The sequence below is a fragment of the Marinomonas atlantica genome, assembly GCF_001639725.1.
GTDB classification, from domain to species: Bacteria; Pseudomonadota; Gammaproteobacteria; order Pseudomonadales; family Marinomonadaceae; genus Marinomonas; species Marinomonas atlantica.
Genome location: NZ_LTAW01000003.1, coordinates 389158 through 404412, shown reverse-complemented (window position 1 = coordinate 404412; position 15255 = coordinate 389158). Strand labels below are relative to the sequence as shown.

At 42.5% G+C, this 15255-nt stretch carries 12 protein-coding genes and 1 pseudogene; 3 read left to right on the top strand and 10 right to left on the bottom strand.

From position 1 onward, the window contains the following. Positions 1–3: 3 nt before the first annotated feature. The 3 genes from mmsA to AYW75_RS07020 all read right to left on the bottom strand — a co-directional run bounded on the left by mmsA (position 4) and on the right by AYW75_RS07020 (position 3770). A complete protein-coding gene (gene mmsA, locus AYW75_RS07030; protein ID WP_067097398.1) occupies positions 4–1527 on the bottom strand; it encodes a multiple monosaccharide ABC transporter ATP-binding protein in 1524 nt (507 codons plus the stop codon). A 66-nt stretch (positions 1528–1593) separates the two neighbouring features. Further along, on the bottom strand, positions 1594–2658 hold the full coding sequence (chvE, locus tag AYW75_RS07025) for a multiple monosaccharide ABC transporter substrate-binding protein (protein ID WP_067097394.1): 1065 nt from the start codon (positions 2656–2658) through the stop codon (positions 1594–1596). Between the two features lie 179 nt (positions 2659–2837). Continuing rightward, positions 2838–3770 carry a LysR family transcriptional regulator gene (locus AYW75_RS07020; RefSeq protein ID WP_067097392.1) on the bottom strand — a complete coding sequence of 311 codons (933 nt, stop codon included), beginning with the start codon at positions 3768–3770 and terminating at the stop codon, positions 2838–2840. Positions 3771–3907: 137 nt separating this feature from the next. On the opposite strand from AYW75_RS07020, the gene AYW75_RS07015 reads away from it, so the two are divergent. The 3 genes and pseudogenes from AYW75_RS07015 (at position 3908) to AYW75_RS19215 (ending at position 5920) form a co-directional block, all read left to right on the top strand. Next, the gene (locus AYW75_RS07015) at positions 3908–4918 is read left to right on the top strand and encodes an aldose epimerase family protein (protein ID WP_067097389.1); all 1011 of its coding nucleotides are present in this window, start codon (positions 3908–3910) and stop codon (positions 4916–4918) included. Positions 4919–5079: 161 nt separating this feature from the next. Next, positions 5080–5507, top strand: a pseudogene (locus tag AYW75_RS07010) (transposase); the annotation flags it as partial. 227 nt (positions 5508–5734) lie between these two features. After that, on the top strand, positions 5735–5920 hold the full coding sequence (locus tag AYW75_RS19215; protein ID WP_067097383.1) for a helix-turn-helix transcriptional regulator: 186 nt from the start codon (positions 5735–5737) through the stop codon (positions 5918–5920). Between the two features lie 145 nt (positions 5921–6065). Here AYW75_RS19215 and AYW75_RS07000 read toward each other — a convergent pair whose 3' ends face one another. The 7 genes from AYW75_RS07000 to AYW75_RS06970 all read right to left on the bottom strand — a co-directional run bounded on the left by AYW75_RS07000 (position 6066) and on the right by AYW75_RS06970 (position 15113). Next, positions 6066–7976 (bottom strand): PhoX family protein, encoded by a 1911-nt coding sequence (locus AYW75_RS07000; protein WP_067097380.1) that lies wholly within the window; start codon positions 7974–7976, stop codon positions 6066–6068. 204 nt (positions 7977–8180) lie between these two features. Beyond that, positions 8181–10244: an EAL domain-containing protein gene (locus AYW75_RS06995; protein WP_067097377.1), complete on the bottom strand. Its 2064-nt coding sequence runs from the start codon at positions 10242–10244 to the stop codon at positions 8181–8183. A 2-nt stretch (positions 10245–10246) separates the two neighbouring features. After that, a complete protein-coding gene (locus tag AYW75_RS06990) occupies positions 10247–11806 on the bottom strand; it encodes a methyl-accepting chemotaxis protein (protein ID WP_067097374.1) in 1560 nt (519 codons plus the stop codon). 294 nt (positions 11807–12100) lie between these two features. Continuing rightward, on the bottom strand, positions 12101–12616 hold the full coding sequence (locus AYW75_RS06985; RefSeq protein ID WP_067097371.1) for a cytochrome b/b6 domain-containing protein: 516 nt from the start codon (positions 12614–12616) through the stop codon (positions 12101–12103). 23 nt (positions 12617–12639) lie between these two features. Then, positions 12640–12912, bottom strand: coding sequence for a PepSY domain-containing protein (locus tag AYW75_RS06980; RefSeq protein WP_067097368.1), 273 nt, complete (start codon positions 12910–12912; stop codon positions 12640–12642). Between the two features lie 112 nt (positions 12913–13024). Then, complete coding sequence (locus tag AYW75_RS06975) at positions 13025–14269, bottom strand: amidase family protein (protein ID WP_082856429.1); 1245 nt, start codon at positions 14267–14269, stop codon at positions 13025–13027. 31 nt (positions 14270–14300) lie between these two features. Beyond that, a complete protein-coding gene (locus AYW75_RS06970) occupies positions 14301–15113 on the bottom strand; it encodes a helix-turn-helix domain-containing protein (RefSeq protein WP_067097365.1) in 813 nt (270 codons plus the stop codon). Positions 15114–15255: the final 142 nt, after the last annotated feature.

Genomic DNA, 15255 nt, shown 5'->3' with positions numbered 1-15255 from the left:
CGCTTAAGCCTTAACGATCATCGACATGATTTTTTCTTGGCTCGCTTCATCTTTATTGAGGACACCTTCAAACCGTCCTTCATTCATGACATATATGCGATCACACATTCCGAGTAGCTCTGGCATTTCTGAGGAAATCATGAGGACACCTTTACCATCCATCGCCAGCTCATTGATGATGCTATATATTTCAAATTTAGCGCCTACATCAATGCCTCGGGTAGGCTCATCTAAAATCAACACATCAGGCTGTGAATACAGCCACTTACTCAGCACCACTTTTTGCTGATTGCCACCTGAAAGGTTACCCACTGTTTGCAAAACACTGGGGGTACGTACCCGTAAAGCTTTGCGATAACCTTCAGCCACTTGATGCTCTTCAGATTTATTAATAACGCCATGTTTAGAAACACGACCTAACGCTGCCATAGTGGTATTAATTTTAATGCTTTCATCAAGCACTAAACCAAGCTCCTTTCGATCTTCGGTAACATAGGCTAAGCCACTTTTTATCGCTTTAGGCACACTCGAAACATCGACCGGCAGACCGCGCATTTTGACTTCGCCTTGAATATTCTTGCCGTAACTTTTACCAAAGATACTCATCGCTAATTCCGTGCGACCCGAGCCCATGAGACCAGCAATACCAACGACCTCACCGGCAGAGACATCAAAGTGAATGTCCTCTATAACTTGTCTGTCACTATCGACTGGATGCCAGACATTCCACTTCGAAACCGATAACAGTTGTTGTCCAATTGAAGCGTCACGACTGGGATAACGATTGGCCATATCACGTCCAACCATATCCCGAATAATGTCAGCTTCACTGATCGAATTAGCTTGGCAATCTAATGTCGATACAGAGGCCCCGTCACGAATCACAGTTATTGAATCTGCGACTCGACTGATTTCGTTGAGTTTATGAGTGATAAGAATTGAAGAAATGCCTTGCGCTTTAAATTCGAGTAATAAATCAAGCAACTTAGCACTGTCGTTTTCTTGTAGAGACGCTGTTGGTTCATCAAGAATTAGCAGTTTTACTTTTTTTGCTAAGGCTTTAGCAATTTCAATCAACTGCTGTTTGCCCACACCTAAACTGCCAACTTTAGTAGTTGGCGACTCTTTCAGTCCCACCTTGGCAAGCAACTCTTGAGTGCGAGCGTAAGTGTGTGGCCAGTTGATTCGACCACCTTCAACATTTTCATTACCCAAAAACAAGTTTTCAGCAATCGACAGAAGCGGAACCAGCGCTAATTCTTGATGAATAATGATGATGCCTTTTTCTTCACTGTCTCGAATGGTGTTAAACTCAACAGTTTCACCCTCAAACAGGATGGCGCCAGTGTAACTTCCATGTGGATAGACACCACTCAACACTTTCATCAAGGTGGATTTACCCGCACCATTTTCCCCTACTAATGCGTGTATCTCACCGCTTTTGACTTTTAGATTTACGCGATCTAAGGCTTTAACGCCGGGAAACTCTTTGGTTATTTCGCGCATTTCTAAGATTACATTTTGCATGACGATCCCCTAAGCAGACGACTAAACATCATCTGCTTTACAACATAGCTGCAATAGTATTTGGACTTAGTTCAACTGATCGGCTTGGTAGTAACCGCTGCCTATTAAAACGTCTTCCCAGTTGCTTAGATCAACAGCAACAGGCTCTAGAAGATAGCTAGGAACTACTTTGTAGCCGTTATCATAGGTTGTGGTGTCATTAATTTGAGGTTTCACATCATTCAATAGCGCTTCTACCATTCCCACTGTCACATGTGCCAAGACTCGGGTGTCTTTGAAAATGGTTGAGTATTGTTCGCCTGATTTAATGGATTTAATTGAAGGAAGTTCTGCGTCTTGGCCTGTTACTATCGGCATTTTCATTCCACCCGAACCGTAACCAACACCTTTTAAAGATGATAAAATGCCGATAGATAAACCATCGTAGGGAGACAATACGCCATGTACGGTTTTTTGCGTGTAATAAGTGGACATCAAGTTATCCATACGCGCTTGGGCAACTGACCCATCCCAGCGTAAGGTACCAACCTTATCCATACCCTGCTGACCTGAAACAACTATGATTTCGCCTGAATCAATCAATGGCTGTAAGACGGACATAGCGCCTTTATAAAAGAAGTACGCATTGTTATCATCCGGTGAACCACCAAATAACTCAACATTATACGGACCTTCACCGAAACGATTTTCTAAACCCGAGATCAGGGATTTAGCCTGCTGAACACCCACTTGAAAGTTATCAAATGTCGCATAGTAATCCACATAAGGGCTGTTCTTAATTAGGCGGTCGTAAGCAACAACGCTAATACCAGACGCATCTGCATTTTCCAATGCATTGGATAATGTCGTACCGTCAATCGCAGCAATAACCAGTACATCAACCCCTTTCACAATCATATTCTCGATCTGAGCCAGTTGATTAGGGATTTCATCTTCAGCGTACTGGAGGTCTACTTTATAGCCTGCATCTTTAAACAACTGAACCATGGATTCGCCATCGCTTATCCAGCGAGCAGAAGACTTTGTTGGCATCGCAATACCGACATACCCTTCACTTGCATAAAGACCATTAGACAGAATCAAGCTTGCACCTAACACTGCTGTAGCAATACCGCTTTTCACAAAATTCATTAGCTTCTCCTAGTGCATGCAACGCTTTATTGATCACGTTGATGCTGGTTTTTTTATCTTTATTTTTAGCCAATTAGGTATATAACCTAGAAGCAAGGTTAGTGCTAACGCCCATACCATTCAAATGAAATAAATAACAAACTACATACCAAAAAAGGTATGTTTAAGATAAATAAAAATTACCGTTTTTTAAGCTCTGCCTTAATTAATCGCTCCAGTTGATGCGCAACGGGCGATAAATGGCGGCCTTTAAGTTTTAATAAAAAATAAGGGCTAAGCTCAATTGTTTGACCTATATGCAAAGTAACCAGTTTAGCCCCAACTTGATCGCTCATTAATAGATCTGCTACCTCGCTGGCAAGTGGCGCCACACTGTTAGACGACACTAAAATTGCCATTAAGGCCAGCAAGGAAGTGCTGTTGGTAATGGTCAACGGAAATTCGGCATGTTCATTAACGAAAGCTTCTTCTATCGCTTCGCGTATCGGCGCTCGGTGCGATTGCATTACCCATTCAAATTTAGACAGTTCTCGCATAGTGACATCACTTGCACCTGCTAGCGGATGCCCTTCCCTCACCATAATTTTCACTGTTTCAGTACGAGCAGGCAGGACATCAAAGTCAGCTGAATTGTAGTGACTTGGTAAGCGAGATACGACAAAATCATTGTTTCCAGTAACGAGGTCTTTAACAAGATTCTCACTGGTATCGACATTTATATCTATTTCCGCACGCGGCGCTACTGCACGTAACTGTTGTATAGCGGGAATAACAAAACCCACAGCTGCGCCAGTTACGGCCCCAATAGAAATAGATCCGCCATTACCCTGTTTAAGCTCTTCCACCTCTCTTGATAAGTTTCTTAACTCTACAACGAAGTTATGCGCTCGCCGACATATTGCCTGACCAACTAGGGTCGGCTCCATGCCTTTTGCATGACGTACAAATAATTTCGCATCTAGCGTAGACTCAATCTCTCCTAGCATTCTTGAGGCCGCTGGTTGCGTAATAGCTAACTCGTCAGCTGCGATATTTAATTGGCCATATTCCGCAATTAGGGCAATTAAACGCAGTTGATTTAACTTAAGGTTTCTTGATAACCCGATATCCATAGCTTCTCCTATAATATGGAATTTAATAAGGCTTACTTGTCTTTATTTCACTTTCTGTATTTGCTTTAAGCTGATCTGGAGCGTTAAGGTCACATAATTCGTTTGTATTTATCAACAAAATAATAAGGACAGGTAAAATGATTAAGGTACAGTTATTTGGAGAAATTGAAGGACGAGCGGTGGACAAAATCACTCTATCAAATAACTATATCTCTATTTCTATGATTACCTATGGGATGCGTACTACCGAAATTAAGTTCGCAGATAGGCATGGCAGCATTGATAATATAGTTTTGAGCTATCCCAATTTAAATGACTATTTAAATGACAATAGTTTTTTAGGGGCAATTTGTGGGCGTGTTGCAAACCGCATAAGCGGTCACCAATTCAGTAATGAATCCGGTGAACATAGTCTTGAAGCAAATGAAGGTAATCATCATCTACATGGTGGGTCAGTTGGTTTTGATAAACGCATTTGGCAATACGAGACACATCAAGAAACGAACAGTGTTACTTTTTATATCACTTCGGAAGATGGTGACATGGGCTATCCAGGCCGCTGTGAACTTGAAGTCAATGTGGCGTTACAACACAATCAAGTCACGACATCTATCAATGCGATATCGAATAAAAACTCGATCATTAATATTACAGATCATTGTTACTACAACTTAACAGGTGACTCGAAACAAACCATTTTAAATCATAAACTGCTTATTCCCGCTGATTTCGTCACACCAACCGACCACGAACTTATACCAACAGGTGAGTTTCTTAATGTCAAAAAAACGAATTTTGATTTTTCCAACCTAAGAGATATCCATCAAACTAAAGCCTTTTACGCACCTAGCAAAGGATATGATATTAACTATTGTTTATTGGGTGATCGCTATGAAGATAAGTTAGCGTGTAAACTTTACGATCCAAGTTCGGGGAGGCAGCTGTCAATATTTACGACAGAATTGGGTTTACAGCTTTATACAGGGGGCTTTTTGAGCCATGATGGTATCCATGGGGATTATACGGGGGTAGCTTTGGAACCACAAAACTACCCTAACAGCGCAAACATTGACCATTTCCCGAGCGCAAAAATTGGACCCAATTTACCTTACCATCACACCATTCGTCATGTCTTCGAAATTGTGTAAACTGATTTTCAAGAGTCATTAAACAAGCATTTAAGCTATTTGATGCAACTTAAAAAAAACGGTGCATGAGACACCGTTTTTTATATTTAATACTCTAATATCAAACAAGCCGAACATATCTACGTCAAGCAATCATCTACAATATGTTTCAAAGCCACCAATGGTTCTTCGGGCTTAAAACGCATATTGGGGTCGATGCTACACGTGGCTTGGTGCACAGTTTCACCACAACACCCGCCAATGAGCATGACTTAAACCAAATCCATGAGCTGGTGCATGGGGATGAGACATTTGTATCCGCTGACTTGGGATATCGCGGTGTTGAGAAACGTGAGGAAACCAAAGATAAGAAGTTAGACTGGTTGACTGCAGAGATTCCAAGCAAGGGTCGGGAATGGAAGAAGCATCCCCGTATTAATAAAAAGCCCATCAATACTGAGTATATAAAAGCGAGCATCAGAGCAAAAGTAGAGCACCTGTTTCGAATACTCAAGTGCCAGTTTGGCTTCCGAAAAGTAGCCTATAAAAGACTATCAAAAATGACAATAAGCTCGCCGTGTTATTTGCGCTAGGAAACAAGACACGGTAAAAACTGTGGTTTTGAGCAAATTGAAAAGCAAATCAAATCAGCCATGGCTTAGTGCTAATTAGCTGACTTATTCGCGCATTCCTTAAACAACACTGGGGACAGAGACAACTTTTCTTAAAACAGCCCTCTGAAAAAAATCACAACCTAATTGTGCTCGACCCTATGTCTCAGGTACTCAAGCGATTTGACAACCACACACTGACAACAAGAGAACGCGACATAGCACTTTGATCATTCGTGGTTATTCGCTGAAAGCCATATCTGAGTTGCTTGGCATTGCATTTGGAACAAGCAAAGTACATTGTAAAAACTTATATAAGAAACTTGGCATCAACTCTCAGGCAGAGTTATTTGCTATTTTCTTAGATGAAATACTGTTGATACCGGAAGCCATTCCACCTAATAAAAAGTAATTCTCTTTTCTCACTTTTTTTGATGAAATTTCATCTAAGCAATTCTGCAACAAAAGCTTTTTAGCTAAGAGCTTTAAACACAATGTTTTAATTAAAAAAAACGGCGCCTTATGCGCCGTTTTTTATTCAATACTCTAATACGTAACTAGCCGATCATTTCGCCGTCTTCACGTGAAATCGCGATCACACTTGAGCGCGGTACTGAACCTGCTCCATTAGGCCAGTTTGAATTACCTTTCTCGCCCGGATGCTGAACACTGATAAACATGGTTGTGCGATCAGCACTCCAAGTAGCACCCGTAATTTCACACTCTTTAGGCCCTACTAGGAAACGCTTAATCTCACCTGTCTCAGGATCGGCCACCAGCATTTGGTTGTTACCTTGACCTGCAAAGCCTTTCTCGTTCGAGTAGTTACCATCCGTTTGAATCCAAAGCAGACCTTTTGAGTCAAACTTTAGACCATCTGGTGAGTTAAACATGTTGTCTTTGTTAATGTTCTTAGAGCCAGCATATGCATCATCATATACCGCTGGGTTACCCGCCATGACAAACAGATCCCAATTAAATTTAGATGCAGTATGATCTTGGCCCTCTGGACGCCAGCGAACAATTTGACCGTAGTTATTCTTAACGCGTGGGTTTGGCCCACCAGCTGGGGTTTCGTCACCACCCGCGTTCGGTTTAACACCACGGTTCTTGTTGTTAGTTAGACAGCAGTATACCTCAGCTTTGTTTGGATTAGATGCCACCCACTCAGGACGGTCCATCGTGGTTGCACCCACTTTTGATGCCGCTTCACGAGTGTAAATCGCAATCTCTGCTTCGCTCATACCCGTTGATTCAGGCGTTAGCTCTAACCACATACCGGTGTTGTTATCATTGAATTTAGCTACGTACAGAGTACCTTCTTCTAGAAGGTTATTATTATCGCCGCCTACAACGAATTTATTCTTAGAGACAAAGCGGTAAAGGAACTCTCCACGCTCATCATCGCCTAGGTAAACCACAACATGACCGTTAGCTGCCACTTCTACTTCAGCGTTTTCATGCTTGAAACGACCCAGTGCAGTGCGCTTCTTAGGACGTGCAGTAGGGTTAAGTGGATCAATCTCTACAATGTAACCGAAACGGTTTGGTTCTTGTGGGTCTTTTGACAAGTCAAAGCGAGAGTCCGCCATTGCCCATTTGTAGCCACGGTCTTCATGACTGATACCGTAGCGTTTCATCTGCGGCGTCAATTCATAGTTTTTATCACTTGAGGAGAAGTAACCATTGAAGTTTTCTTCACACGTAAGGTAGGTACCCCAAGGTGTTTGGCCGTTACCACAGTTATTCCAAGTACCTTTTGCAACCACGCCTTTTGGATCAGCTTTGGTTTTCATTAGATCATGGCCACGTGCCGGACCCGTGATGTCCATTTCTGTATCAGCGGTAATACGACGGTTGTATTCAGAGTCTTTTACAATACCCCATTTACCATCGCGACGTGCAATTTCAGCAACCGTAACACCGTGTGCAGCTTTGTTTTTACGAACATCGTCAGCAGTCGTTGGCACACCGTCTGTACGATTAGCATGCAGCGTTGAAGTATTAGTATACTCATTGTTCACACAAAGGATTTGGCGACCGTTGTGCGAAAAAAGTGCCATGCCGTCATTGTGATCACCAAATGCTAGCTCTTGTGACTCACCCGTACCGCCTGTTGCTGGGTTAAATGCTGGTGCATTTGAAAATAATGGTTCACCCCAAGACGCTAGAACTTCCCACTTGTAACCTTGCGGCACAGTGACAGTATCCATTGCGTTTGCTTTCACCATATCAAAAGCTAGACGAGACATTTCATTAGTTTGTTCACCTGCCAATGCCTTGCCGGCAGCAAATGTAGTAGAGCCCATTACAAACGCTGTCGCGCCTACAGCCGCGCCACCTGACAAGAAGCCACGACGAGAAACCATGCTTTTAGCCGTTTCTTCAAATTCAACCATTTCTGGCGCAGGACGAACTAGCTCATCATGCTCATCAAAACCTAACATTTGATCTTGCTTAACAGACATCGGTATTCCCTCAAATTATCGTTTCTAGTTATGAGGCTGTGAACACGTTTCCACTCAGTGCCACACCCTTAATTAAAATCGACATCTATTAAGCCTAACAAGCATGTCAGTTTGGTGTTATTAACATGACTGTTTGATAACAAAAATATTTCAACGCTGACATCTGTATGATAAGAGGGTAAAAAAACAGGGATAGAGTAGCTATTAATTCAAACTTATTGTCGCAGTATTTGAGGCTATTAAAGTATGATTTTTCAGAAATCGCTCTAGATGATACATAGGCAATGCCTTTGAAAACAAAAAACCTTGCGCAAAGTCACACCCCATTTGCGCTAATATCTGACGTTGCTCTTCGTCTTCCACGCCTTCCGCCGTCACTGTTAAATCTAAGGACTTGGCAATAGAGATGATTGCTTCCAACATCACTCTACCACGATGTGTTTTAACGTCATTTACAAAAACACGATCGATTTTAAGGTTATCCAATGGTAATTTTCCGAGGTAACTCAGCGCAGAATACCCCGTTCCAAAATCATCTAGACAAATTTTGATACGATGTAAGCGCAGTAAATCAGCATTGGCTTTAACGACTTCACCGATGGATAGGACAGCGTCTTCTGTCACTTCAACTTCGACAACTTCAGAACGCAAGTCACGCTCTTGTAGCCCCAACACTAAATGCTCAATCACATCACGCCGCACAAAGCTTTTTGCCGAGACGTTTATCGAAACAGGTGTATCTTCACAAAAAAGAGACTGGTGATCGTATATCTCATTTAACGTTTTGCTAATAATGTACTTATCTAATTCTATGACCAAATCCAGCTCATGTACCACCTTGATGATCTCCAAAGGCGACACAAACCCCAGCTGATCGTCAAACCAGCGCATCAGAGCTTCATAGCCACACACCGCGCCAGTGTTTAGATCGATTTTAGGCTGCATAAACACTTTTATTTTGCCCTGCCCTAATGCACCGACCAACCCACTTTCGATTTGCTTTGCACGCTCGTAATCTCTCTGAATCGAGTCGTTGTACAACACAAAAGGCAGCTCTTCTTGCTTAGCAAAGCCTAACGCAACATCAGAACGACTGACTGAGAGGTCAAAGCTGGCACAAGATTCATACAAAGCACATCCTGCTCTCATCTCGGAACTAACCACTGCACGAAGATTCAGTAATGCTTGTAGGTTCGATAAACAGGCTGTGACATAATCCTCAACGACACTGTATTCAGGCACACGATACACCACTAAAAAGCAACCTTCAGATAAGCGGCTTGCCATCATTATAGTGGGATCCTGTTCGAACACACTGCTAATACGGCGCAGCTTTTCATCAACTTCTAAGTCACCATCTAACTTAAGCATGCGCTTGAAATTAGACAATTCAAACTGCACAAAAGCATAGGGCTGTTTATCAGTAGTCGGTTCCAATTGATCAAACTTTTTACGCAGATATTCTAAGTTAGGCAGTTTAGTGACAGCATCAAAATGCTTTAAAAAGTAGGCCTCATTCGCGGCAATGACCTTTTCTGATATATCGATACCTACCGCTTGTATATGCAGCCCTTCGTGATCCATCACTCGACGCAACCACCACTCCACTTCATTACGACTGGCGCCAATCTGTAGCGTTAAAGGCAGCTTAAACTCGTTATCTCCACCATGCTTTAACAGCGTCATTCGCCCAATAAATTCTTCTCGGCTAGCATCAAAAAGACAATTAATAAAATTATCGCTTCGCTTAATACCTGCTATGGAAAATAAGCTATCAAAGGTACTGTTAGTAAGTAAAATCTCACCCTCTAAATCCATCCGTACGATATACAAGCCTTGGCTATTAAAGACACTTCGATAACGAGTATCGACCCGTTCCAACTGCCGCAAAGTATTTTTGTATTCAGTTAGATCATGACAAATACCCACAAATGATGGTTTTTCATCACTATCAGAGGTTTTCCCAACGGATAAATGCATATCGAAAAGATCACCATTCTTGCGACGCGCTGTGACCTCTCGACCCCAGCCAATGATTTCAGTATGGCCCGTAGTCAAATGATCATGAATGTACTCGTCATGCTTAATGGCAACGTTTTCTGGCATCAATACTGATACATTCTGACCAATTACCTCATCGGCGCAATAGCCAAACAAGTCTTCTGCAGCAGGAGAAAATTCTTCTATCAAACCACAATAATTAATAATAATGATGCCATCTGCTGCTGAGCTAATCAGTGCTCGGTACAAAACTCCATCTTGACTCATTGTCATTTCCTAAACCTTTGAACCAATTCATGCAGATCAACAGACGATTGCCTGGACTTTTCAACGGCCGCACCGAACACATTCATAAGTTCAGTGTTTTCGTGAGCCAGCTCAGCAATGCGTACAACTTGAGTACTCGTCTCATCAATCACACTGGCTTGCTGTACCGCTGCAGCCGACATTTGCATGGTTCGATCAGCTATATCGTTCATTCGCTGGCTAACTTGCTCCATTAAAGCCCCTTCTTGGTCAACTAACTGCATACTGTGCATAGATGCCTCTGCACCCACCCTTGCTAGATTAGCGGTACTAATAACGCTCTGTGATAGAGATTTCACTTGTTCATCAATATCATGTGTCAGCGCTTGAGTTTTAGACGCAAGGTTCCGTACTTCGTCAGCGACAACCGCAAAACCACGCCCATGCTCCCCTGCACGGGCCGCTTCAATCGCTGCATTCAAAGCTAACAAATTAGTTTGCTCGGCTATTTGATCGATCGACTGAGTGGCAGTGGAGATATGATCTGTTAATGAACGAACGTCATGGATCGCTTGCTCTACAGACTGAACTTTACTGGTGAGCTCCGCGATAGACTGTTTTACGCTCCCACCCAATACGGCCGCATCTTGCATCAATACCGCTCCGGCCTGAGTAAAGTCAGCGCTCTCCGTCACATGGCGCGACACCTCATCGGTTGTTGAGGACATTTCTGTCATCGCTGTGGCCATTAGATCGGTTTGATTATTTTGGTCCAGCATTTTGTCACGACTCAATTTCAATGAGCCGTAGCAGGTTTCCATTTGCAGTTCTACTGCAGAGCTAGATTCCTCAATACGCGTAAGCACAGTAATCATACGACTATGCAATGACTTTATCCCCATCGACAAAAGTGCGACTGGTGCGGAATGATTCGAATAGGTTTTCGCAATCAATGGGTGCTGAAATGCATTATCACCCAAGTGCTTTTGGATTGCTGACATCATTAGGCGTTGCTTGGAATATAAATAAAGACTGATTAAGGTGCTGATAAACAACGCTACTATTAATGCCACTTGCATTGAAAACACAGCGAAAGCACTTCCCACTATCAAGACGAGTAATACAGCCAGTACTATTGGATTTACAAACCAATCTATGAGCGTTGCGAAAGCGCTCGGACTCTTTAATTGTTGATAAACTTTTTCAGCACGAGCTACGTCTTCTCGCTTCGGGCAAGAGCGGACCGATTCATATCCAATTACTTTCCCACTTTCATAAATCGGCATGACGTACGCATCGACCCAGTAAAAATCACCATTTTTACAGCGGTTCTTGACGAGACCCATCCACGCGTTGCCAGATTTTAGTGTCTGCCACATATTTTCAAATGCCGCTTCAGGCATATTAGGATGGCGCACTAAATTGTGTGGCTGACCAATTAACTCTGAGTAATCGTATCCGCTAATTTCTACAAATGCCTGATTGCAGCTGACAATACAACCTTTGAGGTCCGTCGTAGAAATGAGAAGAGCATCATCTGCAAAGCGACGCTCAGTCAAATTAATAGGGAGATTATTTCTCATTTACATTCCGTAACATTTATATAATATGGCGTAATTTACGAGCGGATAATGCCTAAAAATATAATTTATAGAAATAACTAATCTGTATTTTCGACAGACAAACAAAAATTGATATAAAAAATACTGACATAGATCACATTGATAAAAACCGGAATATAGATACAAAGCAAAAAAAGTGCAAAAACTTGCCCGAAATAGGAATTATTACATAAAATTACAAATACTTTTTACACACAAAAAAGGCGGATAATCCGCCTTTTCTAAAATTAAGCCACTCATGACCCGTTGTTTAAGTTACTTAGATATTGTCCCTGTAATCATTTGCATAATAAGATTTCTTGGCCCAATCAAACTAAAAGCAACTACAGCTAAAGTATGAACGAGTACCAGCGTAAAAGTCATGTTTGCAGCCACTTCATGCAGCTCTTCAGCCCAGCCTTCTCCCCAAAAGATTCCCTCTAAGCTCCAGCCACTTAATCCCGTCACACAAAGGCCAAATAACAAGGCGAAGATCATCAACGCTCCTATCGGGTTGTGGCCGTTATCTTCGGGGATTTTACCAGAACGCATGATATGTATATGCGCCTTAATACCCGCCACGGATGGGAAAAAGTTTTTAAAACGAGCATTGGGACTGCCTACCATTCCCCAAACCAAACGAACAACCAGAGCGCAGAGAATGTAGTAGCCTGCCAACTCATGCGAATCACCGCCTTCTTCAAAAAAGAAATAGTTAAGCAAAAACGCAAGCGCCACTGACCAGTGAAACAAACGGATAACAGGATCCCATATTTTTCCATGAGTCTTCATGTGCGGATTCCTGAAGTCGTTACTTAATCATCGATTTCTACTTTTACAGCGTCTCCCGTTACAGGATGGAAATATATTTCAACGCGACGATCTTTATTGTCATACCCATAAATCTCATAACAGCTACCACTTGTTTCTTTAAATTTTTTAATGCGGTAACCCTGTTCTTCTATTTGCTTTTTCATTTGATCTTGGGACATCCACATACTGCGATCTTCATCAGTACATTTAGGGCCCGCTACCGCAGCCCCGGCAAACGTTAATGCTAAAACGGACGTTAAAAGAATGGTTTTCATAATCTATCTCCTAGTAAGTAAAGTTGACTAGGTAAGATTAAATAGAAAGTATTAACGCAAACTTAAAGCCAGCCGAAACAAGCAACCGTTCGTTTTAATGGGAACATGACCGTTAACTAAGAGCTGTTTCGATGACTTTGGCAAGTTTAAGCAACGATTGATCTTTACCATTCATGGCTGTCAGCATGAGGCCCATGACGTTAGAATTGAAACTGTATGGCAAGGATATACTGCATCCGTCGATGACGTTAGCAAACGTCGTATTTCTTAAACAAAGCAGATTAATCCGGTCAAAATTTTCATCGGATTCGAACTGATCAAACTTAGGTGGTAAGCAAGCAACAGTTGGCATTAAAAAAACGGTATTTGCGTGCTCGCTTTGAAAGCGTGTTATTAAGGCGCTACGTTGAGCGCACGTTTCCATAAATACTTGCTCTGATACCCCTTCACCGCGCTTAATGCGTTGCTTCACACGCGGGTCTAGTTGCCCATCCTCTAACGAGAACAGCTGTTTGTAATAGCGTCGACTTTCAACTGCAGAAAACTGCCATACGGGCAAAGCTTTGTACGTTTCAAATAACGATAAATCGCAATGCTGGACAACTACACCATGACTTTTTAAGTGATCCAGCGCCACTTTAAAACCGTCAGTAATGTCTTTATCTAAATCATCAAAGCCAAAATTTTTCGGTACTACGAGGGTAAGAGGTGCATCAGCTTGCTGAGACGCTTTATTCGATGTCAGCACATTCCATGCGAGCTCACACGTTTCAACATTTCGCGCCATCACTCCAACGCTGTCCAATGAGTCAGATAACGGTAAGCACCCTACTCGCGAAACACTTGATTGACTTGGCTTAAAGCCCGTTAATCCACAAAAAGCGGCGGGGATACGTAACGATCCCCCCGTATCGGTTCCCAACGCAATATCAGCCATTCCCTTTGCGACAGTAACAGCACCACCACTGGTTGACCCTCCCGGTATGCAACCTGGAACAACTGGATTATTGGGTGTTCCATAATGCGGATTCAAGCCAACACCTGAATAGGCCAACTCAGTCATATTCGTGTGACCAATTAAGCTTGCGCCAGCTGCTCTTAATAATGCGACAGCGTGAGCGTCTTGCTGGGCCGGACGGTCTTTAAGCAACGTCGTGCCGCCTGATGAAGAGTGTCCTTTCACGTCAAAGGTTGCTTTAATCGAAACCACGGCCCCAGATAAAGGCTTATTTTTTATATCCGCCACTTCAATAAACGGCGCTATAAAAACAGCATCTCTATTCTCTGTGATGTCATTAATGACAGCATTAAGATGCTCTGTCAGGTCACGATTACACCACGCTTTATGATCAATCATACTGAAATCTCCTTATCAGCCAAACACGAGTTTAGAAGCGCGCTCGAAAATGCCACTCTCCCTCAGCAATATCATTGCGAATGGAGTCACGAATATCATCATCTAAGTGTTCATCATCAAAATCATACAACCCTAGCAAGGGAAACACTTTATTACGCTTTATCTCTTTGCCAATGAATTCATAAACCACACGTGAACAACACGGCATTCGTTCTCCACTTCCTGACACACCTAAGCGCAGTCCCGTTAGTCGATCCACTCGGTTCTTAAACGTGGGGTATAAAATCGTTTGCGTCATTTCGAGATTGGTTAGTGTTTCGTAGTCGTGCAAGAAGATCCGATCTCCCAAAAACTGAACAACACCTTTGTATATACCATGAAAGGGCTTGCCAGTACGACGAGGGTTTAAGCGCTCAGTGCGTTGGTAGTAAGTTTTACTGCCTTGGCGCTCTATACATACCAATGTTCTCAGCACTTTTCCTGGGTAAGCCATCGATAAATAATATTCAAAGTAATAGCCCACGTACTTATCAATACCATGCTGACCAATACTGTTCAGCTTATCAAAATATTGTTGCTCTAAAGTAGATGCGATAGGCTCTTGTTCGGCAATTGGACGTACTTGAAGCAAACGACGAAATTGGCTATGAGGTAAAAGGATTTCATGCTCCTCAACCCCAAAAAAATCGCAAACTCGACGCAAGGTGCTGTTTGAGGGAAAGGTGGTACCGCTCAAATAGCGGTTAAATTGCGGACGATTAATTGACAGTCGTCGGCACACGTCTGCAATAGATTTATAATAGCTACAGAGTAACCTTAGGTTTTCTGGAAAACTTTCATTCATAAACACCCCCATTTACTTGCATACTAACGTGTCCACCCCCGCAGTTAAACCCCAAAAATAGTGCTAACTGGTGTTAAAAAAACATCAGAGAGCATCATATCAAGTCCATTTACGAACTCCCTTTTTAGCATCGAATTCGTTT

Excerpts from the sequence above, each read along its gene's own strand:
- AYW75_RS07000 (WP_067097380.1), bottom strand. The coding sequence starts at position 7,976 with ATGTCTGTTAAGCAAGATCAAATGTTAGGTTTTGATGAGCATGATGAG.
- AYW75_RS06975 (WP_082856429.1), bottom strand. The coding sequence starts at position 14,269 with ATGATTGATCATAAAGCGTGGTGTAATCGTGACCTGACAGAGCATCTT.
- AYW75_RS06980 (WP_067097368.1), bottom strand. The coding sequence starts at position 12,912 with ATGAAAACCATTCTTTTAACGTCCGTTTTAGCATTAACGTTTGCCGGG.
- AYW75_RS06995 (WP_067097377.1), bottom strand. The coding sequence starts at position 10,244 with ATGAGTCAAGATGGAGTTTTGTACCGAGCACTGATTAGCTCAGCAGCA.
- AYW75_RS06990 (WP_067097374.1), bottom strand. The coding sequence starts at position 11,806 with ATGAGAAATAATCTCCCTATTAATTTGACTGAGCGTCGCTTTGCAGAT.
- AYW75_RS07020 (WP_067097392.1), bottom strand. The coding sequence starts at position 3,770 with ATGGATATCGGGTTATCAAGAAACCTTAAGTTAAATCAACTGCGTTTA.
- AYW75_RS06970 (WP_067097365.1), bottom strand. The coding sequence starts at position 15,113 with ATGAATGAAAGTTTTCCAGAAAACCTAAGGTTACTCTGTAGCTATTAT.
- mmsA (WP_067097398.1), bottom strand. The coding sequence starts at position 1,527 with ATGCAAAATGTAATCTTAGAAATGCGCGAAATAACCAAAGAGTTTCCC.
- chvE (WP_067097394.1), bottom strand. The coding sequence starts at position 2,658 with ATGAATTTTGTGAAAAGCGGTATTGCTACAGCAGTGTTAGGTGCAAGC.
- AYW75_RS06985 (WP_067097371.1), bottom strand. The coding sequence starts at position 12,616 with ATGAAGACTCATGGAAAAATATGGGATCCTGTTATCCGTTTGTTTCAC.
- AYW75_RS07015 (WP_067097389.1), top strand. The coding sequence starts at position 3,908 with ATGATTAAGGTACAGTTATTTGGAGAAATTGAAGGACGAGCGGTGGAC.